General features: G+C 46.9%; 22 protein-coding genes. 4 read left to right on the top strand and 18 right to left on the bottom strand.

Annotated features, from left to right (window positions below; translation table 11 throughout):
- Nucleotides 1–13 precede the first annotated feature (13 nt).
- The 9 genes from MJO46_RS01130 to MJO46_RS01090 form a co-directional block, all read right to left on the bottom strand.
- A complete protein-coding gene (locus MJO46_RS01130) occupies nucleotides 14–1,027 on the bottom strand; it encodes a YCF48-related protein (protein ID WP_253987742.1) in 1,014 nt (337 codons plus the stop codon).
- 54 nt (nucleotides 1,028–1,081) lie between these two features.
- Nucleotides 1,082–2,446, bottom strand: a complete 1,365-nt coding sequence (locus MJO46_RS01125; protein WP_253987741.1) for a DUF1329 domain-containing protein — start codon at nucleotides 2,444–2,446, stop codon at nucleotides 1,082–1,084.
- Between the two features lie 13 nt (nucleotides 2,447–2,459).
- Nucleotides 2,460–4,502: a DUF1302 domain-containing protein gene (locus MJO46_RS01120; protein ID WP_253987740.1), complete on the bottom strand. Its 2,043-nt coding sequence runs from the start codon at nucleotides 4,500–4,502 to the stop codon at nucleotides 2,460–2,462.
- A 338-nt stretch (nucleotides 4,503–4,840) separates the two neighbouring features.
- On the bottom strand, nucleotides 4,841–5,056 hold the full coding sequence (locus MJO46_RS01115; protein ID WP_198780148.1) for a DUF2835 domain-containing protein: 216 nt from the start codon (nucleotides 5,054–5,056) through the stop codon (nucleotides 4,841–4,843).
- A gap of 43 nt (nucleotides 5,057–5,099) precedes the next feature.
- A complete protein-coding gene (gene pepN / locus MJO46_RS01110; protein ID WP_253987739.1) occupies nucleotides 5,100–7,649 on the bottom strand; it encodes an aminopeptidase N in 2,550 nt (849 codons plus the stop codon).
- An 84-nt stretch (nucleotides 7,650–7,733) separates the two neighbouring features.
- Nucleotides 7,734–9,779, bottom strand: coding sequence for a carboxy terminal-processing peptidase (gene prc / locus MJO46_RS01105; protein WP_253987738.1), 2,046 nt, complete (start codon nucleotides 9,777–9,779; stop codon nucleotides 7,734–7,736).
- A gap of 28 nt (nucleotides 9,780–9,807) precedes the next feature.
- Nucleotides 9,808–10,443 carry an RNA chaperone ProQ gene (proQ, locus tag MJO46_RS01100; protein WP_198783555.1) on the bottom strand — a complete coding sequence of 212 codons (636 nt, stop codon included), beginning with the start codon at nucleotides 10,441–10,443 and terminating at the stop codon, nucleotides 9,808–9,810.
- A 283-nt stretch (nucleotides 10,444–10,726) separates the two neighbouring features.
- Nucleotides 10,727–11,185 (bottom strand): GAF domain-containing protein, encoded by a 459-nt coding sequence (locus MJO46_RS01095; RefSeq protein ID WP_253987737.1) that lies wholly within the window; start codon nucleotides 11,183–11,185, stop codon nucleotides 10,727–10,729.
- Nucleotides 11,186–11,202: 17 nt separating this feature from the next.
- Complete coding sequence (locus MJO46_RS01090; RefSeq protein WP_198780152.1) at nucleotides 11,203–11,502, bottom strand: YebG family protein; 300 nt, start codon at nucleotides 11,500–11,502, stop codon at nucleotides 11,203–11,205.
- Between the two features lie 204 nt (nucleotides 11,503–11,706).
- Between MJO46_RS01090 and MJO46_RS01085 the strand changes: the two genes are divergently transcribed.
- The 3 genes from MJO46_RS01085 to MJO46_RS01075 are packed head-to-tail and all read left to right on the top strand — an operon-like array spanning nucleotide 11,707 to nucleotide 15,584.
- Nucleotides 11,707–12,339 (top strand): paraquat-inducible protein A, encoded by a 633-nt coding sequence (locus tag MJO46_RS01085; protein ID WP_253987736.1) that lies wholly within the window; start codon nucleotides 11,707–11,709, stop codon nucleotides 12,337–12,339.
- A 1-nt stretch (nucleotide 12,340) separates the two neighbouring features.
- The gene (locus MJO46_RS01080; protein ID WP_198780154.1) at nucleotides 12,341–12,958 is read left to right on the top strand and encodes a paraquat-inducible protein A; all 618 of its coding nucleotides are present in this window, start codon (nucleotides 12,341–12,343) and stop codon (nucleotides 12,956–12,958) included.
- Nucleotides 12,945–15,584, top strand: coding sequence for an MlaD family protein (locus MJO46_RS01075; protein ID WP_253987735.1), 2,640 nt, complete (start codon nucleotides 12,945–12,947; stop codon nucleotides 15,582–15,584). Before MJO46_RS01080 ends, MJO46_RS01075 begins: the two co-directional genes overlap by 14 nt.
- Before the next feature lie 140 nt (nucleotides 15,585–15,724).
- Here MJO46_RS01075 and MJO46_RS01070 read toward each other — a convergent pair whose 3' ends face one another.
- Nucleotides 15,725–16,951, bottom strand: a complete 1,227-nt coding sequence (locus MJO46_RS01070; protein WP_253987734.1) for a spore maturation protein — start codon at nucleotides 16,949–16,951, stop codon at nucleotides 15,725–15,727.
- Between the two features lie 223 nt (nucleotides 16,952–17,174).
- On the opposite strand from MJO46_RS01070, the gene rsmF reads away from it, so the two are divergent.
- A complete protein-coding gene (gene rsmF / locus MJO46_RS01065) occupies nucleotides 17,175–18,638 on the top strand; it encodes a 16S rRNA (cytosine(1407)-C(5))-methyltransferase RsmF (protein ID WP_253987733.1) in 1,464 nt (487 codons plus the stop codon).
- A 230-nt stretch (nucleotides 18,639–18,868) separates the two neighbouring features.
- On the opposite strand, the gene MJO46_RS01060 is transcribed toward rsmF, so the two are convergent.
- The 8 genes from MJO46_RS01060 to udk form a co-directional block, all read right to left on the bottom strand.
- On the bottom strand, nucleotides 18,869–19,657 hold the full coding sequence (locus tag MJO46_RS01060) for a YchF/TatD family DNA exonuclease (protein WP_253987732.1): 789 nt from the start codon (nucleotides 19,655–19,657) through the stop codon (nucleotides 18,869–18,871).
- Between the two features lie 94 nt (nucleotides 19,658–19,751).
- Nucleotides 19,752–20,078, bottom strand: coding sequence for a PilZ domain-containing protein (locus MJO46_RS01055; RefSeq protein ID WP_198780159.1), 327 nt, complete (start codon nucleotides 20,076–20,078; stop codon nucleotides 19,752–19,754).
- Nucleotides 20,079–20,084: 6 nt separating this feature from the next.
- A complete protein-coding gene (holB, locus tag MJO46_RS01050) occupies nucleotides 20,085–21,041 on the bottom strand; it encodes a DNA polymerase III subunit delta' (RefSeq protein ID WP_253987731.1) in 957 nt (318 codons plus the stop codon).
- Nucleotides 21,035–21,664: a dTMP kinase gene (tmk, locus tag MJO46_RS01045; protein ID WP_253987730.1), complete on the bottom strand. Its 630-nt coding sequence runs from the start codon at nucleotides 21,662–21,664 to the stop codon at nucleotides 21,035–21,037. Before tmk ends, holB begins: the two co-directional genes overlap by 7 nt.
- Complete coding sequence (mltG, locus tag MJO46_RS01040; RefSeq protein WP_253987729.1) at nucleotides 21,661–22,671, bottom strand: endolytic transglycosylase MltG; 1,011 nt, start codon at nucleotides 22,669–22,671, stop codon at nucleotides 21,661–21,663. The genes tmk and mltG overlap by 4 nt, the downstream gene beginning before the upstream one ends.
- On the bottom strand, nucleotides 22,668–23,477 hold the full coding sequence (gene pabC / locus MJO46_RS01035; RefSeq protein ID WP_253987728.1) for an aminodeoxychorismate lyase: 810 nt from the start codon (nucleotides 23,475–23,477) through the stop codon (nucleotides 22,668–22,670). Before pabC ends, mltG begins: the two co-directional genes overlap by 4 nt.
- A 3-nt stretch (nucleotides 23,478–23,480) precedes the next feature.
- The gene (gene dcd / locus MJO46_RS01030; protein WP_007648611.1) at nucleotides 23,481–24,062 is read right to left on the bottom strand and encodes a dCTP deaminase; all 582 of its coding nucleotides are present in this window, start codon (nucleotides 24,060–24,062) and stop codon (nucleotides 23,481–23,483) included.
- Nucleotides 24,063–24,093: 31 nt separating this feature from the next.
- Complete coding sequence (udk, locus tag MJO46_RS01025; RefSeq protein ID WP_007648613.1) at nucleotides 24,094–24,732, bottom strand: uridine kinase; 639 nt, start codon at nucleotides 24,730–24,732, stop codon at nucleotides 24,094–24,096.
- Nucleotide 24,733 lies beyond the last annotated feature (1 nt).

The raw sequence follows: 24,733 nt of genomic DNA, 5'->3' as shown, positions 1-24,733 counted from the left end.
TTGTTTTAAAGTTTTATGGCTTAAGAATAAACAGCCCTTGGCTGCCCGATAACCACACATTCCCTTGATTATCCTTTGCAATTGAAACTAAGTTTTCCCCTTGGCGACGGGTCACTATGCTGGTGCTATCATCCTGATTTAACTGGATGACGATGCCCGCATTACCGACTAAATACAAAGCATTATCCGAAACGGCCATAGCACCATTGATTGAGGATTGCACTGGCATTTCAATTTCAGTCCACTGGGCTAAACTGCGTTCAGCCTTAAATACGTGCCCGCGTAGCCCCATCACATACACAGCATCTTGGGTTTCAATGGCATTAAACATTGACCCATCATAATCAAAGGCAGTACGGGTAAAACTGAGCCCTTTATCCTCTGATACGGCAACGAGCCCCAATTCACCTACCAATAACAGTCGGCCATCTTTCAGTGCCACTACACGATTAAAGTGTGGCAACAGGGAGGCCCGCTCCGTTAAATATGCCGCCTGATCACTGTCTTTAAGCTCAGCTAAATAGGCGACATCCTCCTCGGCCAGCAGCTCTTGGTGGAACTCTTCCTGCCAAGTCGCACCGCCATCTTGGGTGCGATAAAACAGGCCATAGGCGCCAATCGCCATGCCTTCCTGCTCATTTAGAAACAGCACATCGAGGAAAGGCTTTTCAATCTCAGAGGATTGCATCTGCAGTGTCCAAGTCTGACCGCCATCCTGTGTATGCACTATGGTCGCATCGTGACCCACAGCCCAACCGAGTTTTTCGTTGAGGAAAAACACTTTAGTTAATTGCACCGATGTCGGTGTCGGCACTTGCTGCCAGTGGTCATTGAGCACGAGTACATGGCCACGTTCACCAACGGCGACTAAGTGTTGACCCGCATGGGCAATATCGAGCACCAAAGAGGATGCGGCCAAGGGCTGAATTTGGGATGAAAGCGTATCTGACACCGCAGAAAACGAAGGGAGGGACAATAAACAACCGGCACCTAACGCAGCAATACTATGAAGGATGCGAAACGACATACAAACTTCCTTAAACTAATGAGGGGCGCTAAGCGCCCCTACTACCGTGGCTGATTAACGAATACCTTCACGACGTAATGCGTCGGGGGTAAAGTTCGCTTCACTCAGTTTGGCATCAAAGTTATACATACCACTCTGGTTGTCTAATCCCATGGCCAAATAGCGACGAGATTGCAGATCATGGAACACTTCTAAGGTATCCCATTGTGTGGGCACCTCGTAGTAGTTGATACCATGGGCAACCGCCACTCGATATAACTCATCGCGGTTGTCATAGAGATCGGCAATCGAGACTTGCCATGAATCTTCGTCTAGGTACATTACGCGGGTTTTGTAAATATGGCGCATACCGTCTTTCAACGTCGCCTTCACTTCCCATACGCGGTGTTTTTCCCAGCGAACAAATTCAGGATTGAGATGACCTGGTTTTAATATTTGGTCATATTTCAACTTGTCTGAATGCAGTTTGTAGTCGTTGTACGGGATGTAAATTTCTTTCTTACCGACTAACTCCCAGTTGTAACGCACGGGTGAGCCGTTAAACATATCGAAATCATCCGTGGTACGTAAGCCGTCAGACACTGTACCCGGCGTATCAAAAGCCACGTTTGGTGCCTTACGCACGCGACGTTGTCCCGTGTTGTAAGTCCAAGCTTGGCGTGGAAGCGCCTCTTGATCCATGGTCTCCTTCACCAGCAATGCCGTTCCCGCTAAACGTGCCGGTTGCGTCACGACTTGCTTAAAGTAGAACAGCGTATTGCTGGCTTTTAACTGATCTAAGGTGATTTCTGGGCGAGAATACTCGAAACGAATTTCTTCCGCAGTCTCAACCAAGGTATAAGCCCCATCCGCGGTAGGTGCAGCTTGACTACGAGACGTTTCAACATCCACACCACGGAAGCGTAAAATATGGTTCCAAATCGCCTCTAAACCATTGGCCGGCAGCGGAAATGGGATACCAATTGACGCACCGGAAATACCGTTACCTTGAGCGACTAATTCCGCACGGGTAGCGTTAGTTTTAGTCGCATCATAGACAAACTGTGGCACAGAGGCGCTGCGGCGCGTCTTATACACGTTCATCTTGTAGGTTTCAGGGTAAAGCTCAAATAATTTCATCTGACCCGGAGTCAAAAAGTCCTTATATTGAGCCTTGTTAGCATTGGTAATGGTAAATTCAATTTTATCCTCGGGGAAAGGATCTGGATGATGCATTCCCTTGGTATAACCTGCTACAGGCTTAGTGATACCCCCATCCCACGCCGGAATAGAGCCGTCAGCATTGCCCGCTTTTTCCGCCCCTAATGGGGTTAACTCATTGCCAAGTTTAGCCGCATCAGCCTCTGACACCTTAGCCATAGCGACTGGGGCTACGAGTGCTAGCATGACTGCACTCGCCAATATCGTCAGTTTCTTCATTGTTTTAGTCCTTTTAGATCGAATACTTGATATTGAATGAAACATAATCACGATCTGCCATCGCATTTGTCGTACCGACTCCGCCAAAGAAACTGTTATAGGACAGATCTGCGCCCCAACGGTTTTGGTAATCGAAGTTCACCCCTAGCGCGACAGATTTACGTCCCTCAGTGAACAGGAACATAGGGTCTGGCGTGATACCGTCAACATCGTGGGAGAAAATCACTCGAGGCGCCATGTTCACACCCGCAAACAGGTTGTTAAACTCGGCTTTTGCCACTAAACGGTAGCCCCAAGCAAAATCCGTTGGGAATGGGTTAGTTTCAGGGCCATTATGCAGTGCCTGAATGATCCCTGGCATATCTGGATTACCACCAGAACGAGAAGTACCTGGACCATTTAAACGCAGTTCATCAAAACCTGGCATATCATGGATCCACACACCACCGACTTCCGCCAACATAGTCAAGTTATCTAAACCTAAGGTTGGACCAAATAAATGGGTAAAAGTCGCCTGCGCTTGAGTGGTATCAAGGCGGATAAAACCATCGACGGTTTCACCTGGATCAACGCCATCAATCTGTGAAATACCATCGAGATCCGGGCGAATTCCCGCATTCGCTAGCTGTTGTGGCATACCCGCAAATAGCAGTTCTACGTCATCAATTTGCAATGGCTCATCTTGGCGATGGGCAATTTCGGCCGCAACAGAAGTGTCACCTACTAAGGTGTTAAAGCTAAAGCCGTAGAGTTTAATATCTTCTGGATAGACGATTTGCGCCTTAGAGAAACTCTTTAGACTCAACAACAATTCACGATTGATATCACCCGCATTTTGGCCAACGGTCGCGAGATCCGATAGGAGTGCGCCCGTGCTAAAGTCCGCCGCAGTACCACTGATCAGTGGGCGGCGACTATGGTAATTCATAAAATAAACACCAAACTCGGTTTCACCTAGCTCAGGTGCGTAATACCCCAGTTTAATACCGTATTGACCGTCATTGCTTGGCTCTTCTTCGTCCTGCACGAGTGTCACTTTAGTCGGATAAGCAAGGGCCATTGCCGCCAACTGCGCCGTTGGAATAGATTGTCCGCTGGCGATCATGCCCGCTAAACGCTCATATTCTTGGATCACAAAGTCTAAATTGATGTCAGGGTTTGCGTTAAAACCCAGCTGCGCATTTTGGTTATAACCACCAAAGCCCGCAAAATCGTTCGTCGCAAAAATAGAACCTGGTGTAGGCACCCAAATCGGTTCCCAATCATATTGATAGAAAGCCTCTACCGATAATGACTCTGTGATCCCAAGGGATGCCCATACCATGCCTTGGGGCCTGAAAGCTTCTTTTAATTCAGCGCCGGGGGCATTGAGAATGTTCAAATCTACCGCGTTGATTTCACTGATCCCGTGGGCAATTAAGGTACTTTCCCCCCAGGAAACCACTTGATTACCGACACGAATGGAGAGTGGATTGGCGCCATCATTCAAATCGAAATTGGCGTAGACAAAGGCATCTAACAAACGGATATCTTTACATTGCACTTCTGAGGCGCGGTTATCAGCGCAGGGGTCAAACTCTTCACCCGTTATGGGATCATTGAAGTCATAACTGCCATCGTTTAACTTGCGATCATAGAAATACATACCACGGGCAAATAAGCCGTAGTTTTCGTATTTTAACGAGAGTTCATGTAACCCTTTGATAATTTCAGAGGTGGTATCACCTTGAGAATAAAGCAAGTTACTTAAATCGTTATTACTGGAATAAGAGCCGGGTTGGGCCCAAATTTCCGCAGATGTGTATTTTGTATTACCAAAGGCAGAGTAGTTAGACCAATCGAACTGAGGTTGGTTAACTTTACCTATCTGACCTTCCCAATCACGCTCCCCAACACGCCAGCTCGCACCAGCGGTCCAAGTTGAGTCAAATGTACCTTCAACCTCACCCCAATCAAATGAGACCGCATTAACGTTCGACACCACCAATAAACTCAATGCCGACGCCACCCCCAAAGCAAGCGCCGACTTGTTAAAACTATTTTTAACAATTTTCATTTTAGCTCTCCGTACCCTGCTGGATTCTTTGTTTTAGGAATTACAACCAACATCTTGTTAGCTCACAGGTAACATCATTGTTACAGCAATTAATCCCCATGAGCAAGGCACAGTTAGAGAAAATTTTCTAAAGAATTAAGCACGTAGACACATTTATGTCACAGGCAACACAGAGGATATTTAAATTAGAAAAGCAGAAGATAAGATGTGAGGGTAAAAACAGATCAAAAAATCATATATTTCATTAACATAATGATAAAGAAAATGTCATCCGCTAAAATGAGTAATCAGCCGACCGTTTAAAGTAATTACTCTAATAAAAAATAGCCCAATTACCCCTAAACACGATTTAATGAAACAAATTGTCCTTTATCATCAATAACCAACTTAAAATGGCCATGAATACCATTTTCAGTTAAAAAACCTCTGAAATGTCGACCATTGATCCACAGTATTCGCCCCTGACTTTCACGCACTTCCACCTTATCGGCGAGCCCCTGATAATAGGGTAAAAAGTCTTGATAACTAATTGTAAGTTTAAAATAAAATTCCATGAATATTCAGGCGGCAAACACTGCCGCCCTCCTCTATCAAGTCTTAGTTAGCCAAGGCTTTTGAGACTTTTTCATACATATCTTTCGATAATTCAGGTAAAGCTAACAGTTGTCCCAAACATGCCCTGATCTGCGATTGCCGCGCCTTATCAAACTTCCCAAATTGGATCAAAGGGGTCACCATACGCGCTGCGACCTGCGGATTGAGTTTATTCAAGGTAATGAGGCTCTCAGTTAAAAAAGCATAACCTTTACCATCGGCGCGGTGAAATTGATAAATATTGCCCGCGGCAAAACTGCCAATCAAAGCGCGAACCCGGTTAGGATTGCTCATGCTAAAGCTACCGTGCTGCTGTAATTGTCGCAGGGTATCAATCACATCATCGGCATCACGTGTTGCCTGCAGCATAAACCACTTGTCCATCACTAATGTCGTATCATGCCAGCGCTGCTCAAAAGCCAGCATTAAGTCATGGCGACAGGACAAATCACCGACATTCGCGGCCATTAATGCCCCTAGGGAGTCGGTCATATTACCCGCCTGCTCAAACTGGCTTACCACAAAATCTTCCGCTTCAGCCGATACTCGGCTCAACCAATTTAAACATTGATTCTTAAGGGCGCGGGCCTGCGTACCCTCTACGGCCACTAAGGTACGGTACAAGGCAACCAATTCATCTTCACAATACGAAGCCAGTTCAGTTAATACAAACTCCCGGGCCAATGCTAAGGCGTCCAAATCGACACTTTCCGCCTGCTCAATTAAGGCTGAGGCCGTCGGTATCGTTAGGATTTCAGCAATTAAGGCTGGGTCAAGCTCAGTATCCAGCAATACTCCCTTAAAGCTATCCCGCACTCTTTCATCGAGTGTCATCGTTTGTTGTTGCTGTAAATGGGCCACGTTTTGCCAAATGGCTTGGCTGACAAGCACCACTGAAGCCTCCCAACGGGCGACTTCACTCGTTGCAAAACGCATTAAGTGAACCAGTTGATCAACCTCAAAATCGTAGTGCAGTTTTACCGGGGCAGAGAAATCTTGCAGCAGAGAAATAACCGGCTTATGGGTTAATCCTTTAAAGCTAAACACCTGTTCGGCTTGAGTAAAGTCGAGCACTTGATTCACTAAAGATTGGCCCTTCGCATCTAAGAGTTCGATGCTGAACGGAATATGTAACGGCGATGCACAGTTCGCTAAACTTTGTTTGAGCGTCAGCTGATAGATGCCCGTTTGCGCATCGAAACTATCCGTCGCGGTTACGGACGGCGTGCCTGCTTGGCTATACCATAAACGGAATTGGGTTAAATCTACGCCGCTGGCATCTTCCATGGCCGCCACAAAATCATCGCAGGTCACCGCTTGGCCATCGTAACGTTTAAAATACAGTTTCATTCCCGCCTGGAACTTAGCTTCACCGAGCAGAGTGTGCATCATGCGAATGACTTCGGCGCCCTTGTTATACACAGTCACCGTATAAAAATTATTCATCTCAATCACAGATTCTGGGCGGATCGGATGGGACATAGGCCCTGAATCTTCAGCAAATTGTTGATTCTTGATCACTTTAATTGCGTGAATTCGATTCACTGCCCGCGAACCTAAATCCGAACTAAATTCTTGATCGCGAAATACCGTTAATCCTTCTTTCAAGCTTAACTGAAACCAATCACGGCAGGTCACCCGGTTACCCGTCCAATTGTGGAAATACTCATGGCCCACCACAGACTCAATACCGTGATAATCCTCATCGGTCGCCGTTACGGTATCCGCCAGCACATATTTAGTATTGAAAATGTTTAAGCCTTTGTTTTCCATCGCTCCCATATTGAAGAAATCGACGGCAACTATCATATAAATATCAAGATCATACTCGAGATCAAAGCGAGACTCATCCCAAGCCATAGACTTCTTGAGCGATGCCATTGCGTGGGATGCTTTGTGTAAATTGCCTTTATCAACAAAAACTTGTAGTAACACTTTACGGTCACTGCGGGTGATAAACTCATCTTCTAACAGGTCAAAATCCCCTGCAACTAAGGCGAACAAATAGGCGGGTTTCGGGAAAGGATCCTGCCAGCAAACATAATGACGTCCCTCGGGTAATTCACCCCGTTCGATTAAATTGCCATTGCTCAATAAATACGGGAATGCCGCCCTATTGGCCTCGATACGTACAGTATATTTTGCCAACACATCGGGACGGTCGAGGAAATAGGTAATACGTCTAAACCCCTCCGCCTCACATTGCGTGCAATAGGCACCATCGGACATATATAAGCCTTCAAGGCTTGAATTAGACTCTGGGTCGAGTTGTGTCTCTATGGTCAGTTCAAATTCATCAAGGTTTGTCTCAAGCTGGAGCTGACCTTGGCTCACCTGATAAGGCACAGTTTCACCATTAATGGTAACGGCAAGCAAGACTAAATCATCGCCATTGAGTACCAGTGGCAATGCGTGGGCCGACGTGCGCTTGACCTTACTTACGGCTTTCACGTGGGTATCTTTACCCGCCAAATTGAAGGCTAAATCGATGGTTTCTATTGTAAAATGAGGCGCTTGATAATCTTTTAAGTATTTTGCTTGAGCTTGTGTCATTTCGAACCCTTTAACATTGATCTAAATAAGAAAAAACGCGCCATAAGCGCGTTTTTAAATGGGATAAACCGAGTCGATTATCGCCTATTGTGCGTTAGTTTTGGCGAGCTTTTTAGCATCGACCATATCTAAGGTGATAAAAGCGGTTTCATCTAAAAATGCATCCGGTAATTCGGCCTCGTCTTCAATGTCTTCCATTGATTTAACGGCGGCTAAACCATTTGCCACTCGACGTTCATTGGTTCTATCGAGCACTTTCTTCTCATCGGCTTCACGGGAGGCGATACGCTCACTTTCAACCAGAGAAACCGTCTTCTCTTTATGATGCTTTTTAAAGTCTGCAATATCTTGATTGATATAAGCAAACTCTACACTGTTTTTGATCCGGTTAAGGTGCTTAGCTTCAAGGCTAGTCACTAACTCAGGGGTAATATCATTGAGCGTGCCATATTGTGCCATGGGGACTTTATCCCAAGGCAAGGCATTCTTTTCTTCCGCTTCACCGTACTCACCCGGCTCTAAGGCACTGGGGTAAGCAATATTGGGGGTGACACCCTTTATCTGAGTGCTGCCGCCATTAATGCGATAAAACTTCTGAATCGTATATTGCACATGGCCGATTGGCTTCTCATACATATCGTAGATACGGCCAAGACTCTTATGCTGTTGTACTGTGCCTTTACCAAAGCTCGATTCACCGACAATTAGCGCACGGTCATAATCTTGCAATGCGGCGGCAAAAATCTCAGAGGCTGAAGCACTATAGCGGTCAACCATCACAGTCAAGGGACCTGAATAGTTTGTTTTACCATCATTGTCACGGTGTGCAGAGACGCGGCCATCGGCATCACGAATTTGCACTACAGGACCCATGTCGATAAAGAGGCCCGTCAGTAATACGGCTTCGGTTAAGGCTCCGCCACCATTACCCCGTAAATCGATGACTATGCCTTCGACTTTGGCTTCGTTAAGTTTAACGAGCTCTTTTTCTACATCCTGGGACAAGTTCATGTAAAAACCAGGAATTTGGATCACGCCAACCTTACGATTCGCATATTCGCCTTCTTTAGGCTCGATCACCTTAGAGGTCGCGGCGCGATCTTCTAAGCGAATTTTGTCACGCACTAAGGTCACATTGAAGGGTTTAGCATTTGAACCGCCCTTCTTTGGCAGAATTTGCAAAACCACCTTACTGCCCTTAGGACCTTTGATCAGATCGACCACATCGTCTAAACGCCAGCCGATCACATCGACAATCTCGCCACCTTCTTGGCCGACACCGACAATTTTATCCTCAGGAGAGAGCTTTTCACTGCCTGCGGCAGGACCGCCAGCGATTAAACTCTTGATCACAGTGTAATCATCTTCAAGTTGTAACTGCGCCCCAATCCCCTCTAGGCTCAAGTTCATTTCCATTTGGAAACGCTCGGCATTACGTGGAGAAAGATAGCTAGTGTGTGGCTCAATGCTGCGGGAGAAGGCATTCATCACGCCTTGGAATACGTCTTCACTGTTGGTTTGAGTCAGACGTTTAATGGCGTTGTTGTAACGCTTTTGCAGAATATCAACGATTTCAGGCCATTTCTTGCCCGTCAATTTGAGATTAAGCGCATCATATTTAACACGTTGACGCCATAATTCGTTAATTTCAGCCTGATCCTTTGGCCAAGCAGCATCATCTCGGTCGTATTCATACGCATCACCGGGCACGCTGAAATCTATTTCTTTATCCAGCAGAGACAAGGCATAGACAAAACCTTCATAACGGCGTTTTTGCACCACATCAAACATCTTATATGCGGGTTCAAGCTCGCCTGAAGTCAGCATGTCATCAAACTGATTGGTATAAGGCTTAAAGCTGTCGACATCCGCCTGTGTTAACACATTGCGGCGGTAATCGAGTTGCTGTAGGTAGCGGTCAAAAATCTGCGCAGAAAACGCGTCATCTAGCGCAAATCTATGGTAGTGCGAACGAGTGTATAAGTCCGTCACTCTTTTGCTAGCAACTTTATGTTGTGCTTCCTGCTGGAGAGTGGGTAACTCGCTGATTTGAATCGTGGGTGGTACAGCCCAAGCCGAGAATCCGACAAAAACAGTGGCGATTGAGGTAGCCAAAGTGAGTTTTCGCATCAACAAGTTACTCCGTTTTAATAAATGATTACAGCAGGATATGTTCTGCTCTAACTTTTATGGTTAGGCCACTATCTAACTGAACATGAATATCCTCTTTGTTAATGTCAGTGATCACACCGGCTACGGGTGTCATACCTAACTTAACATTGACGCGTTGTTTCTTCGCTAAATCCGTGAGTTGCGCCTGGACTAAATTCACCACAGGTGCGGCTTTTGGAGCAGGTTTAGCGGGACGCTCAGTCTTAGGACGCTGGGGAACGGCAACTTTTTTAGGCGCGCGTTTGGCTGGCGTTTTCGCTGGGCTAGGCGCCTGTGCGGCACGTTTTGCCTTCGCTTTATCCTGACTCTCTTTCAACATTGCTTGAGCGTGATCGATATGCTCTTGCTCTAACTCGCCACAAGGCTCACCATCAAGATCCACGCGCTGCGCGCCTGCTTTCACAGACTTCAGGTAACGCCAGCTGCTGGTATAACGTCTTAAGGCCACTCGCAGTTGAGTTTTACTGACTTTAGAATCATCAGCCAACCTTTCAGCCAAATCTTGAAACAATCCGATTTTTAATGGCTTAGTTTCACCTTCAGCAATAAAGCACAAAGGAAATGTTTCATACAAATACGCCAAAATTGCATTGGTGTCGGTCAACTTATCTGTTGATTCCATCATTACTTCCACAGTCAAAAAGGGACATCGAATTCGAGGTGATATAAATCAGCTTCTTACGTGTCGTTTATCTTGGTTAAGCTCACTATCGAGCCAAGGTACAAATTAGCATTCTCGCCGCATTTACTAAAGTTAAAAAAACATAACTTAACAATTTTTTACGGCTTAACATATCAAGCTTATTGATGACATGGCCGCCAGCGTAAGCATAATCGGTGCAAGCGCATATTATAAGGCGCACGCTACCGATTGCGACCATGAATTATGCGTTATTGTACGCAAATTAATCAAATAGGCAGCTTTCGAAGCTTTTAACCAGCAATTCCAGTCCCTTTTGGTCCTCTTCGTCGAATCTATCGAAGACAGGGCTGTCAATATCGAGCACCGCAATCACTTTTCCTTGAGCTCTGACTGGCACCACGATTTCTGAATTACTGGCAGAATCACAGGCAATATGACCATCGAACTGGTGCACATCGGCGACGCGTTGGGTTTGGTCGGCTAACGCTGCACTGCCGCAAACACCTTTTCCTAATGGAATGCGCGTACAAGCCACTTTTCCTTGGAAAGGGCCTAGAACGAGTTGTTCACCACGCATCACATAAAACCCAACCCAATTGAGTTCAGTAAGATTATCATTGAGTAAGGCTGAAAAATTAGCCATTGCCGCCACAACATCATCTTCCCCTTCTAATAGGGCAAGAGCTTGGCGGTTCAATGACTCGTAAAATTTAGATTTCATGACATTTCCTAACCACTTTATTCGGCAGCTTCCACCTTTTTGGCCACTTTCTTCGCTGCGGTTTGATTTGTTGGCGTACTATTAACCTGAACCGCGCCTTTAAGCAAGTTCGTCAGCTCATCTTTATTGTTAGCAAAATAGAAGGCGAGTCGTTCGCTCAGACTCTCATCAATACCTAATTCCGCTTTTTGAATGAAGGGGATCAAGTTATCGGCGATATCGAGCATCTTATCGTAGGCATCTGCCTCCTTTTTCGATGTGAATGTCATCTTTTCAACCCCTTCTCTTACCACGACAAACTGTGTAATAACTGCCATGACTGCCCTCGCACTGTTTTTATATACAGTGCGCAGAATGACATAGATTGAAGTTGTGATGCAAGTGTTCTGATTAATCTGTATTATTAGGCCGTTTTAGTTATAAGCTGAGCCTGAGGGTTTAAGCTTTGGGTACTGACTCTTTGGCTTTTATCGGCTATTCACACATTTGCAGCGATGTTGGGGCTAAGTTAATATTTTTATATGCATGAAAATACCGCAGAAAACTCTGTAATCCTCTGTCGTTCCTGCGACTTGGCTATTAGGAAACGAGCCCTACCTTCTGGGGTTAGAGCCCTATGCCCGCGCTGCAGCACTGCTCTTTATGACACTCCATACTGTTCAGTCAATGGTATGTTAGCCTTGTGCGTCACAGCATTGATCTTTTATTTCCCAGCTAATTTTTTGCCCGTTTTAGAGATCCACTTCTTAGGTAGCATTCGCACAACAACGGTTTTCCAAGGGGCCTTCGCCGTATTTGACCAGGGCTATTGGGTTGTCGGGCTGGCCGTGCTCGCGGCGGCCGTTATCGGCCCAGGCTTGCTTATCCTGTCCATACTCGCACAAATATTGATTGTAAAATGGGGGCTTTCAATTGCCTTTTGGCGCCGCAGTTTAAAACAATTATTAAAGCTGCAGGGGCTGCTGTCTCAATTGACTATGCTGGAAATCTACGTCATCAGTTTTTTAGTTTCGTCGTTCCAACTCTCCGATTTTTCGGATATTTATTTTGGAATGGGCACATTTTGCTTCACTATGCTATTTCTTGTGACTCTCTTTTTACAACGGGAGTACGATCTCGAGCATATGTGGACGCTATTGGATAGGCATAGTTAGCATGAAACAACAAGGAATCGACTTAGGTCTGTGTTTATGCCGCGTTTGTCGGCAACTCAACACGAGTGATAGCACCCATTGTCAACGTTGTGAGTCTGTATTGCAGATCCGTGATTATGGCAGTTTGCAAAAAAGTTGGGCGTTACTCATCACAGCGGCAATTTTACTGATCCCAGCCAACTTGTACCCTATTACTATGTTGACTAATCAGGGGCAAGTTCGTCACGACACAATTTTTTCCGGCATTGTCCATTTAGTACAGTCCGACATGCTCCCCATCGCCATCATCGTATTTATTGCCAGTATTTTAGTGCCTTGGGTTAAAATCATCGGGCTTGCCACGTATCTGTGCGCCATCAGTTTTAATCTGCCGATTTCAAAGAAGAAGTTAATGGTGGGATTTCATGTGATCGAGTGGATTGGCCGTTGGTCTATGCTCGATTTATTTGTTATTTCACTCACGGTTGCCCTCGTCAATATGGGGCAGTTGCTCGATGCCAAACCCGCCCCCGCGGCGACGGCATTTGCATTGGTTATTTTGCTGACTCAGCTTGCCGCAAAAGTATTAGATACTCGTTTACTCTGGGATCGATTGGAACCTCAAGATGACACAAATTGAATCGCCAAAAGTTGTAAAGAAAAAACTCTTTTCGCCTATTTGGCTACTTCCCATCGTTGCGCTCGTCCTCGGCGCATGGTTGGGGATAAAGAGCATAAAAGAATCAGGAATTGAAATTCAAATCCATTTTCCGAGCGCTACTGGGATTGAGGTGGGTAAAACCTTAGTCAAATACCAAGGGTTAACCGTCGGCAAAGTCAAAGATATTGGTATCGATGAGGATCTCAAGGGCGTCAATGTCAAAGTCATGATGGATTATCGCGCTAAGCCTTTCTTAAATAAACACACTTTATTTTGGTTAGTCACGCCTAAAGCCAGTATCACCGGCGTTGAAGGCTTAGATGCACTGTTTTCGGGTAACTACATCGCCATTCAACCAGGCAAAGGTAACTCTACCGCTTTCTTTGAGGCTGAGCGCCAACCACCACCCATGCAGGTCGGTTCAGAGGGGGTGATGGTCGAATTGACCTCGGATAAACTTGGCTCACTAGACGTAGGTTCGCCAATTTTCTTTCGCCAAATTCCCGTTGGGAGCGTTGTCAGCTACCGTTTAGATGGCAATGCTAGGGTCATTATCAGTGCCTTTATTCAAGAGCAATACGCTAGTTTAGTGAAGAAAAACTCCCACTTTTGGAACGTCTCAGGCGTGAAGATTGATGCATCCCTGTCTGGCGTTAAAGTCAGCTCAGAGAGTTTAGCGTCCATTCTGGCTGGCGGTGTTAGCTTCAGCTCGGACGAAAAAGCCCCCACGGCACAAAATGGTGATAGTTTTGCATTATTCGACTCTGAGATCAGCGCCTTAGGTGGGGTTGAAGTCAACCTAACCATGGCGCAGGGTAATGGGATAAATAATGGCACTCACGTTGTTTACCGCGGTATCACCATTGGCAGTATTTTAAGTAAACAGCTCTCTGAAAATGGCGTTACCGCAGTGGCTAAATTCGAGCCCCAACATGCCCATTTATTGACCAGTGATGGCATATTTTGGCTTGAGGGCGCCGATATTTCCCTCTCCGGGATCAAAAACCCAGAACGGTTACTCACTGGCAGTGTGATTAATTTTCTCCCGGGCACCAGTGCTAACACTACATTGCCAGCAAGTTTCGCCCTGCAATCAAGTGCACCGGATTTAATGCAATCTAAAAAGCGCCTGTTGACCTTAAGTTCCGCTGAAAACATGGGGGTGACTGCGGGCGCCGAAGTTCGGTATAAACAGCTTCCTATTGGTCGAGTGCTCTCGGTTAACTTAACCCAAGACCTATCGGCGGTGGAGTATCGACTCGAGCTGCAACCCGAGTTTGCCAGTTTAGTTCGCAGTGACAGTTATTTCGTCCCCGAGTCGGCCCTGAGTATCGACGCCTCCCTCGAGGGCGTTTCGGTCAAGACAAGGGATCTTGCCACGCTAACAAAAGGAGCCATTAGTCTGATCCCTGGTAACAGTAAGACGCCGCTCGCGGGGAATACTCCTCTTTCGCTCTTTAGTTCAATTGAAGCCGCCGACGCATATTTTGAACGCCAACATCGCGTGTACTTAACGCTGATAAGTCAGGATGGCGCCGATGTGAGTCAAGGCTCACCGATTTACTATAAGAAGATGCAAATTGGTACTGTAGAATCCGTCAACTGGCAAAGTAAGAGTGAAGACTTCGCCATTAAACTGGCTATTGATAAGCAGTTTCAACCTCTGCTGCAAAAACCTAAGGTGTTTTGGCGTAACAGTGCCCTTGATATCAGCGCCAGCCTTGCTGGCATAGACGTCGCCTTATCCCCTCTGCAAGGTGCATTAAAAGGCAGTATCAGCTTAGGGCTGCTTGATAAAACCACCACAGGGCCAAATACTGCTGCACTCAAACTGTACGAGAATCAACAACTCGCATTAGCACAGGCACAGGCTATTCGTCTCACCCTACCCGCCTCGGCTAAACTGGCAGCGAAGGCCGCGATTCGCTATCAAGGCCATCAAGTGGGTGAAGTCTCACAGGTTAAATTAAACACAGATCTGAATACCCTAACCGCCACCGCTTACCTCTATGGCGAATATGCCGAGCATTTTAGTCGCAGCGATTGTGAGTATTATGTGGTGGAAGCGCAAATTTCCCTCGCGGGGATCAAAGCGCCAGAAACCTTAATCACCGGTCCCTACATTAGCGTATTACCGGGTAAAAATGGGCAAAAAACAACCCAATTTACTGCCAATATGGTTGAGGGCAGTTATGCCAATGTTCCAGAGGATGCGCTTAAATTTACCTTAGAAGATACGAATTTAGGCTCGATGAAGATAGGTAGCCCCATTTTCTTCCGGGGCATTAAAGTCGGCCAAATCGACGGTTATGGTCTATCAACTCAAGGCAATAGTGTGTTAATGCAGGCCCATATCGAGCCGCAGTACAGTCACTTAGTGAACCAAAGCAGTCAGTTCTGGGATGCTTCAGGAATTAAAGTGGATGTGGGCCTCTTCTCGGGGGCGCAAATTGAAACTGGCTCGCTGGAAACCTTACTCGCGGGCGGCATCAATGTGGCGACGAAGGACACGACACAAGACGATAATCGCTTGGTGACGGGAACGGTATTTAGATTACAACACAAAGCCGAAAATGAATGGCAAGAATGGGCGCCAGCCCAATAATCCTTCTCATTAAAATACTTACCAAAGCCCTAATATTAAAACTCTTACAAATCAATCAGGCTCATTATGCGCCTGATTGATTTTTAGCTTCTCACCATTCTATTAGCACATTCCAGGCGCTCAAGACCCTTACCATCCTGTTAACCATAAAACCAATAGCAAACTGCAATTGCGGCGCTGATCCCGGCAAAATCCGCGGTTAATCCACAGGCCAAGGCATGGCGACCATGGCGTATCCCCACGGAGCCAAAATACACGGCTAACACATAAAATGTGGTTTCTGTGCTGCCCTGAAAAATCGCCGCTAAACGCCCAGCAAAGGAATCCACACCATGGTGCTCCATGGTTTCGAGCATCATGGCCCTTGCGCCCGAGCCACTGAAAGGCTTCATCAATGCGGTCGGCATCGCATCGACAAAACGGGTGTCAAATCCCAATAAGCGCACACCGCTGGCAATGAGCTGCAACAGATAATCCAAGGCGCCGGATGCGCGCAGCAATCCAATCGCCAACAGCATGGCGAGCAGATAGGGAATAAGCTGGATGGATTGGGCAAATCCCGCCTTGGCGCCTTCGATAAACTCGTCATAAACCGCGACCTTACGAATACCCGCCACCAGCACAAAGGCAAATACGAGTAAGAGTAACACCCCATTGCCCATGACGGTCGATACTGTGCCAATCGCCTCGGCACTTAAAGTCATTAAATAAAAGCCACTCGCGACTAACCCCGCCAGCATCAAAGCCCCATAACCGAGCACAACAGCGTTTAATAAGGAAATCCGTTGTACCAAGGCCACAACCAGCAAGCCCGCTAATGTCGATGCCGAGGTCGCCAGTAAAATCGGCAGAAAAATATCCGCAGGCGCTGCTGCCCCCTGCTGGGCGCGGTACAAAAACACAGTGACAGGGACTAACGTCACCGAGGAGGTATTGAGCACTAAAAATAGAATTTGCGCATTGGTCGCGACGGTTTTGACCGGATTGAGGCTCTGTAAATCCTGCATCGCTTTTAAACCCAGCGGTGTGGCGGCATTATCTAAGCCAAAAATATTCGCGGTTAAATTCATGGTCATACTGCCAAAGGCGGGATGCCCCTTAGGCACTTCAGGCATCAAACGGCGCAGTAATGGCTCAAACACAAAGGCGATAGCGCCAACAACGCCCGCCTTTTCTCCTACCTGCATCAATCCCATCCACAGAGAAAGCACGCCAATCAGTCCAAGGGAGATTTCAGCGGCAAGCTTAGCACTGCTAAACAACGCCTCCACAGAGATAGACAATACTTCAACGTTTCCATGGAACAGTTGCACCGCTATTGCGAGCAATGCCGTGATAAAGAAAGCTAACCACACGCGATTTAGCACACAAATCCCCTTCTTTTTATTTGTTTTTATTCTATAAGCTTATAGCTACTGAGTGCTAGCGTTATGGCGACGCATTCTAATATTGCAGAAATCGCCAGTGCATAAACCTTAAATCACCGTTATGGCTTAGGCACTTGGGATAAAATCTCAGACCCAATAAGGGATTATGATATACTCGCGCCAGTTGATACACAGTCTATTTTCCTATGGTTCAATGAAATCAATGGTCCAATTAAATCAAAATTTTATCGATACTATCACCCAAGAACTCCCCACCCATTTATCCATGGACGAGTTTATTGCCGCCTGCGACAGGCCGCTTAGACGTTCAATTCGGGTCAACACCTTAAAAATCAGCAGCGATGACTTTAAGACCTTGATGCAACCTAAGGGCTGGACGTTCGATCCTATTCCTTGGTGTCAAGACGGATTTTGGATCAGTTACGACGAAGAAGAACAACTCGGCAATGCCTTAGAGCACATTCAGGGCCTATTCTACATTCAAGAAGCCAGCTCTATGTTGCCACCGACCGCACTTTTTACGCCGAATGCACTCTTTACGCCTAGTGCAAAGTGGCAATACGTACTCGATCTCGCCTCTGCCCCAGGTTCTAAAACCACGCAAATGGCTGCATTGATGCAAAACCAAGGCTTATTGGTGGCTAATGAGTATTCGGCAAGCCGCGTGAAAGTACTGCACGCCAATGTGCTGCGCATGGGTGCGAGCCACTGCGCCCTCACCCATTTCGATGGCCGAGTATTTGGCGAATACCTGTATGAAAGTTTCGATGCCGTGCTTATCGATGCCCCCTGCGGCGGCGAAGGCACTGTACGTAAAGACGTTGATGCGCTCAAACATTGGAGCCTAGACGATGTGTTGGCCATTAGTGAAACCCAAAAAGCCTTAATCGAATCGGCGTTTATCGCCCTCAAACCCGGCGGCAGTTTGGTCTACTCAACCTGCACCTTAAATCGCCGCGAAAACCAAGGTGTGTGCGAGTATCTCAAACAACAATATCCCGATGCGGTGCAATTTGAATCCTTAAGCCAATTGTTTGATGGCGCCGAAAAAGCTACTACGCCAGAAGGCTTTTTGCACGTTTGGCCGCAAATTTACGACAGTGAAGGTTTTTTTGTCGCAAAATTAACCAAAACCGCCTCAGTGCCGCGGTTACAACCTGAGCCTACACTGCAGAAAAACTTCCCCTTTGTCCCCGCGTCAGCGAAACAAGCCCAAGGGATCAAAGACTATTTTCAGCAGGATTTAGGCATAAGTTTGCCCGATGATCTTATTATGGTGCGCGACGATGAATTTTGGTTGTTTCCGAAAGAATTCAATGCTTTTATCGGCCGCATGCGCTTTCAACGCATAGGTATAAAACTTGCAGACCATAGCAAGCATGGCTTTAAAGTTCGCCATGAGGCGATTATTGCCTTAGCGGGAAAACAGCTTAGCCCAAACGCAAAAACAGTCGATGTGAGTGATGTTGAAGCAAAAGAGTATCTGATGGGGCGAGATATTCCGCTAAATCCGCCAGTGAAAGCCCAAGGCGAAGTTATCGTCTGTTATGGCGGCGCACCTTTAGGCATGGCGAAACATTTAGGCAATAAGTTAAAAAACAATCTGCCCAGAGACTTAGTGAAAGATAAGGTATTACTGTTGCCAGAACAGACAAAATCGTTATAGTTGCGCTGTTTTTTAGCGATAAATAACCTAAAAAAGGGAAAGGAGAAAGCGCCTCTAGGGCTAAAGCTCAACTACACTGAGTCTATTGTAAAGCACACTGCATGGTGCTTTCACCTGTAGCGCACGGCTCTTCAACGAGCCATTCCCCTAGGCCCAAACAGCTGAATCGTTTTGGGCCTTTTTTTATCGCTGGGAAATCCGCTTTATATTATTAATATGATTGGTATAAGTTAACGCCCGACTAAACGTGCGGCATCTTTGAATAAATTAAAGAAGTTGTTGCTGGTATATTCGGCAAGCGCTTCGTAACGCTCACCTCTCAGTTCGGCCACAAACTCGGCCACATCGCGCACATAGGCGGGTTGATTTTCTTGCCCACGGTGAGGAATAGGCGCTAAATAAGGCGAATCCGTTTCAACCAATAATCGATCCTTAGGTACCTTACGGATCACGGTACGCAGCTCGCCGGCATTTTTAAAGGTGACTATGCCTGATACTGAAATGTAAAAACCAAGGTCAATGGCTGCTTTCGCCATCTCCCAGTTTTCAGTAAAGCAATGCAGTACACCGCCCACCTTATCCGCGTTGCCCTGCTTGAGCATATTGATGGTGTCTTCACGTGCATCACGGGTATGCACAATCAAAGGTTTATTTACTTCAACCGCTAAGGCAATTTGTTGCTCAAAACATTGTTGTTGCAGGGCTTTGGTTTCATCGGCATAAAAATAATCTAGGCCCGTTTCCCCAATAGCGACCACTCTTGCATCGGTTGCAAAACGGCGAATTTGGTCAATATCCAGACCTTCTTTAACGTCTAATGGGTGCACACCCGATGATAAAAAGACCTGCTCAAAGGCAGCAACTTTATCTCGCATCGATTCAAACCCTTGCTGGCGCACATTGACGCACAACATATAGTCCACGCCACGGGCCTTAGCATTGGCAAGGATCTGTTCTAGGGTTTGTTGATCGGGCGCCGCTTTCAAGCGATCGAGATGGCAGTGTGAATCAATAAGCACAGCAATTTCCAAGCAGAGAAACAAAAGGACGACAAGGATACCCAGCCAAGGGATCGAGGTCAAATGCCTAACTCGCCCTAAAGCAATCCCGCGATTACATAGTGCAGGTTAAATCGCCAGAAGCAAGCTCGCGGGAAAGTAGTTTTTCGATGTGATGTTTATGACTATCGGGCTCAGAGAGGATTTTAATGCCTATCCCAACGGGGCGGCCACCCGAAGCACCTAAGGGATTGATCCAAACTACTACGCCACGAAATTCATTGGTGCTAGTCGCTCCAGGCAAACGATAGGCAATGGTCAGGGGTTGACCTAGATAGTGGCTCTCGCTAGTTGTGACAAACAAACCCGCGGGCTTAATAAAAGGCATATAGGCGCGGTATAGCTGATGTAACGTATCAAAATTAACGACGAGATCTACCATGGCGTGCTACTTATTTGTTATTTCTTTATATTCTAAGACATAACTTTGACACAAGCCCAAATAATTGACGGTCGGCATTGTACTTAAGTTATGACACATTCCCATGATCTTTGCCGCCAAATTCCCTATTTGCGCTTGGATAAACGCATCTTGGTGGCTGTTCTTCAATAAAATTTGTCGTAAAAGCAGGTATAAAACCTTAAGTGCATCAATTATTTGTAGTTCACTAATGGTTAACAAACTAGCACACAGATGACCGGACGACAAACTTTGCGCCCAATCTTTGCGAAATTGCAGCAAAACCTGATAACGGCTCGGTTGTGTGCCCTCAGCAACTAAACTCTTAGCTAATGTTAACGGGCCGCCCACCACACTTAAACACCAAGTCACATCCTCTTGGATCTGACATTGCTGCATTAACCAGTTTTTGATCAAAGCCTTAGACGGCGCCACAAAGGGAAGTCGTTGACAACGACTACTAATCGTCGCCATTAAACGTGCGGGCGTATCTGAATGTAACAGCAGTAAAGTGTCTTTACCCGGCTCTTCGAGGGTTTTAAGTAGCGCATTCGCGGCGGCGGAATTTAGCCGTTCACTATGATGAATAAGCGCCACACGCCGACCACTTTGCTGCGCCGTCGCAGTGAGCCGCGTACAAAGCTCGCGAATTTGATCGACTTTAATTTGATTGCCATCGGCTTCGATTTGATAGAAATCTGGGTGATTGCCCGCATCGAATAATTGACACGACTTGCATAGACCACAGGCTCCCACAGTCTTAGGTTGTAGGCACATGGAGGCGCGGGCCATAAACACACTCAGTAATTCCCCACCATAGGCAGAATCTATCCCCACTAACTGAGCATGTGGTATTTGGTGAGATTGCAACTGTGTTAAAAATGCTTGCCTTGGCATATCGAGCCAAGGCAGGGTTAACACATCAAAGCCGTTATTGGCTACCATGCCATTGCCTGTAACACGGCCAAGATATCCTTATGCACTTCGGCCATAGTTTGACTCGCATCGACAACCACTATGCTATCATCTTCACTGGCAAGTCTAAGGTAGGTTGCCCGAGCCCGTTCAAAAAAATCAATCGCTTGCTGCTCGATTCTGTCAAGTTCGCCCCGCTTTGCCGCGCGCATAAGCCCAAGCTTTGGATCAAGGTCGAGATAGAGAGTTAAGTCGGGCTTAAAGCCTTTTAGGGTCGCGTGACTGACTGCTTCGACTAAGGGCATCAAACCGCGTCCTCCACCTTGATAGGCTAAGGATGACAGATTGTGCCTATCCCCCAGTACCCACTTGCCTTGCGCAAGGGCTGGTTTGATCACATTGGCGATCAGTTGCGCTCTGGCGGCATAGATCAATAAACATTCAGACTCATCACACAGGGGATCGTTTGGGTCGGCAATTTTCACTAAATCACGAATGCGCTCGGCCAGCGGCGTGCCACCCGGCTCACGGGTACACACAGGGGCAAGGCCGGTGTGCTTCTCGATAAAATCACGAATAAGGGCGATTGCACTCGATTTACCTGCGCCTTCAAGTCCTTCAACAACGATGAATTTAGCGGATGCTTGGGTCATTTTTTCTTTCTCTGATAAATATCGACGGCGCGATTATGCTCTTCCAAGGTGCTCGAAAATACGTGAGTGCCATCGTTGCGCGATACAAAATACAAATAACTCACCTTAGCAGGTTTAGATACTGCCTGTAATGAAGCCTTGCTCGGTGCGGCGATCGGCGTTGGTGGCAAACCGAAAATACGATAGGTGTTAAACGGCGTATCTTCGACTAAATCCTTGCGGGTAATATTGCCTTTAAATCTGTCTCCCATGCCGTAAATGACAGTGGGGTCCGTCTGCAGCTTCATACCCAAATTCAGGCGATTGATAAAAACACCGGCTATTTGATCGCGCTCAAAGGCTTGGCCTGTTTCCTTTTCGACAATCGAGGCCAAGATCAGCATTTCATAGGACGATTTTAACGGTAAACCGGGTACACGTTCCGCCCAGGCTTTCGCGAGTTCCTGCTCCATCATTTTATAACTTTGAGTTAGCATCACCTTAGCATCACTATCAGCGGTGTAATGGTAGGTATCGGGGAAAAACTTACCCTCTGGCAGTGCCGAGTCATCACCCTGCTCCATCAATACAGCACTGAAAACCTCTGGGGTTAATTGTAGGTGTGGGGCGCTAGCGAGTTGTTGTTCCCACTCTGCAATGGTTTTACCTTCGACCAGAGTCAGACTAAAGGTTTTAACCTTACCCGCCACTAAATCATTGAGTAAATCGACAATAGTCTGTGATGGTGCCATCTCATACAGGCCAGTGCGGATTTTTGCCAGCTCGGGGCGAAACTTGAGTAACCACTTGAGTTTCCATGTTGACTGGATCACCCCCTCGGCCTCCAATTGTGAGGCCAACTGATTTACGCTCGTACCACGGGCGATGGTGAGCTCTTTAGGTTCAGTTAGGCCCAGTGGGGTTTGGCTGTAATCGATAATAGTTTGATAGCCCCAATAGCCAGCCAAGCAAGCTAAGGTAAGCAAGGTCAACAGGGTTGAACTGGCGATTAGAATGAGTTTTTTCATAGTATGAGTGAAAGTGTTTGTCTAAGGTGCGCGGTAATGGGAGCACGGGTAAATGTGTGCGTATCGATCGCTAGCACATCCACGACTCCTAAGACGCTGTTAGTAATAAACGCCGAGTCAAACTCCACTAACTGCTCGGCGTCAAAGGGCAAACAATCGATATTCATCTGCTGTGCCAGTAAGGCTAGCATAACTTGCTCACGCATCACACCCGCGACACCGCAGAGTTCAAGTGACGGCGTGACTACCTGGTTACCCTTAATAAAGAAGATGTTAGCCATTGATGACTCAATCACCCTATCCATGCAGTCCAGCACCAACCAATCCTCATATCCATCAGGCAACTGCTGGGTTCGGATCAGCACTTGCTCGAGGCGATTAAGGTGTTTTATCCCCGCCAGCAAGGGCTGGTGACCTAAACGCACTGGGGAGGTTTTAAGATGAATGCCGCGCTCTTGCCACGCGGTATAATGGGCTGGAATGGGATGAACTGAAACAACTTCGGTCGCCTGAACCTGCTCGGGCGGCGCATAGCCTCTGCCACCCACACCCCGAGTGATTAACAATTTGATGCAGTGGTGTGGATACTGCTCGGCTAAAGTAATGAGCTGCTCGGCAAGGGCTGGACTCATTTGCCAGTCAAACCCTAGCCTAGCGGCACCCGCGGTTAATCTCACTTGATGGGCCTCAAAAAACAGAATACCATCCACCCCCGTTCGCATGGTTGCAAATAGGCCATCACCATAGGCAAGTCCCCTGTCCATAGGCGCAATGCTTGCCTGTGATACCCCATTAACCCAAATCAAGGATTAGTCCTGACTGATACGGCTAGCCACCGCTTCTTGCTGATCTTTGTACTTGGCGCTCTTACGGGTGTTATAGGGGCGTGCAACCGCATGATTCAAACGTTCAAAGTTAAGCGCACCTATGGTCATACGTGGACGCAGCGCCAAAGGTAATTTGCCGCTGTTATAAAACTCGAGCACAATTTTACCCTGCCAACCCGGATCGATACGGTGCGCCGTCACGTGCACCATTAAACCTAAACGGGCCAGTGATGAGCGACCATCGAGCCAACCGACAATATCAGCAGGCAGAGTGACACTCTCATAGGTCACGGCGAGCGCCAATTCACCGGGATGCAGGAAGAAGGCTTCGCCGTCGGGGATTTCGATAATTTCACTCATCACCCGATCGAGCGCCGCCTGCACTTCAACACTCGGACCACTCAAGTCAATAAAAGGCGCGGTATGATCCTTAAAGACGCGAAATTGCCCACCTAAGCGCACATCCACACTGACGCCAGAAATCGCATCTGTGCTTGGGCGAGGTTCTATAACGATAGTGCCGTTATCAAGGGCCTGTTCAATTTCGATATCGGTTAAGCGCATCTTACCTATTACTCCCTGAGTTTTTATGTCGTTATTTTGCCAGTAGATGTTGAATACGAGTCTTTAAAATATCGGTCGCGATACGGTTTTTGCCGCCGCGCGGTACGATAATATCAGCGTATTGTTTTGAAGGTTCAATAAATTGCAGGAACATAGGACGCACGGTTTTCTTGTACTGTGAGATCACCGATTCCATCGTACGGCCGCGCTCGGCCACATCACGGGTTAAACGGCGTAGGAAACAAATATCCAGCGGCGTATCCATAAACACACTGGCATCCATCAAGGCGCGCAATTTAGGATCGGTCAGCAACAGAATGCCCTCTAAAATAATCACTTTTTTCGGTGTCATTGTCACTGTTTCAGCCGTACGTGTATGTTCGGTATAGCTATAACAAGGGATATCAACAGCTTCGCCAGACTTAAGCAACTGTAAATGGGTGCATAGCAGTTGATGGTCTAACGCTTTTGGATGATCGTAATTGGTTAATACCCTCTCATCCATGGATAAATGACTCTGATCGCGGTAGTACGCGTCTTCATTAATTACCCCTATTTGATCTGTGCCTAAATCGCGGCGTAATTCGTCAAAAATCGTTTTGGCAATTAAACTCTTGCCCGATGCTGACGCGCCAGCAATTGCAATAATGACACACTGCTGAGAATTCATA

The sequence above is a fragment of the Shewanella sp. KJ2020 genome, assembly GCF_024197625.1.
GTDB lineage: Bacteria > Pseudomonadota > Gammaproteobacteria > Enterobacterales > Shewanellaceae > Shewanella.
Note: the sequence above shows the minus strand (reverse complement) of the source record. Positions and strands in the feature narration are given on the sequence as shown.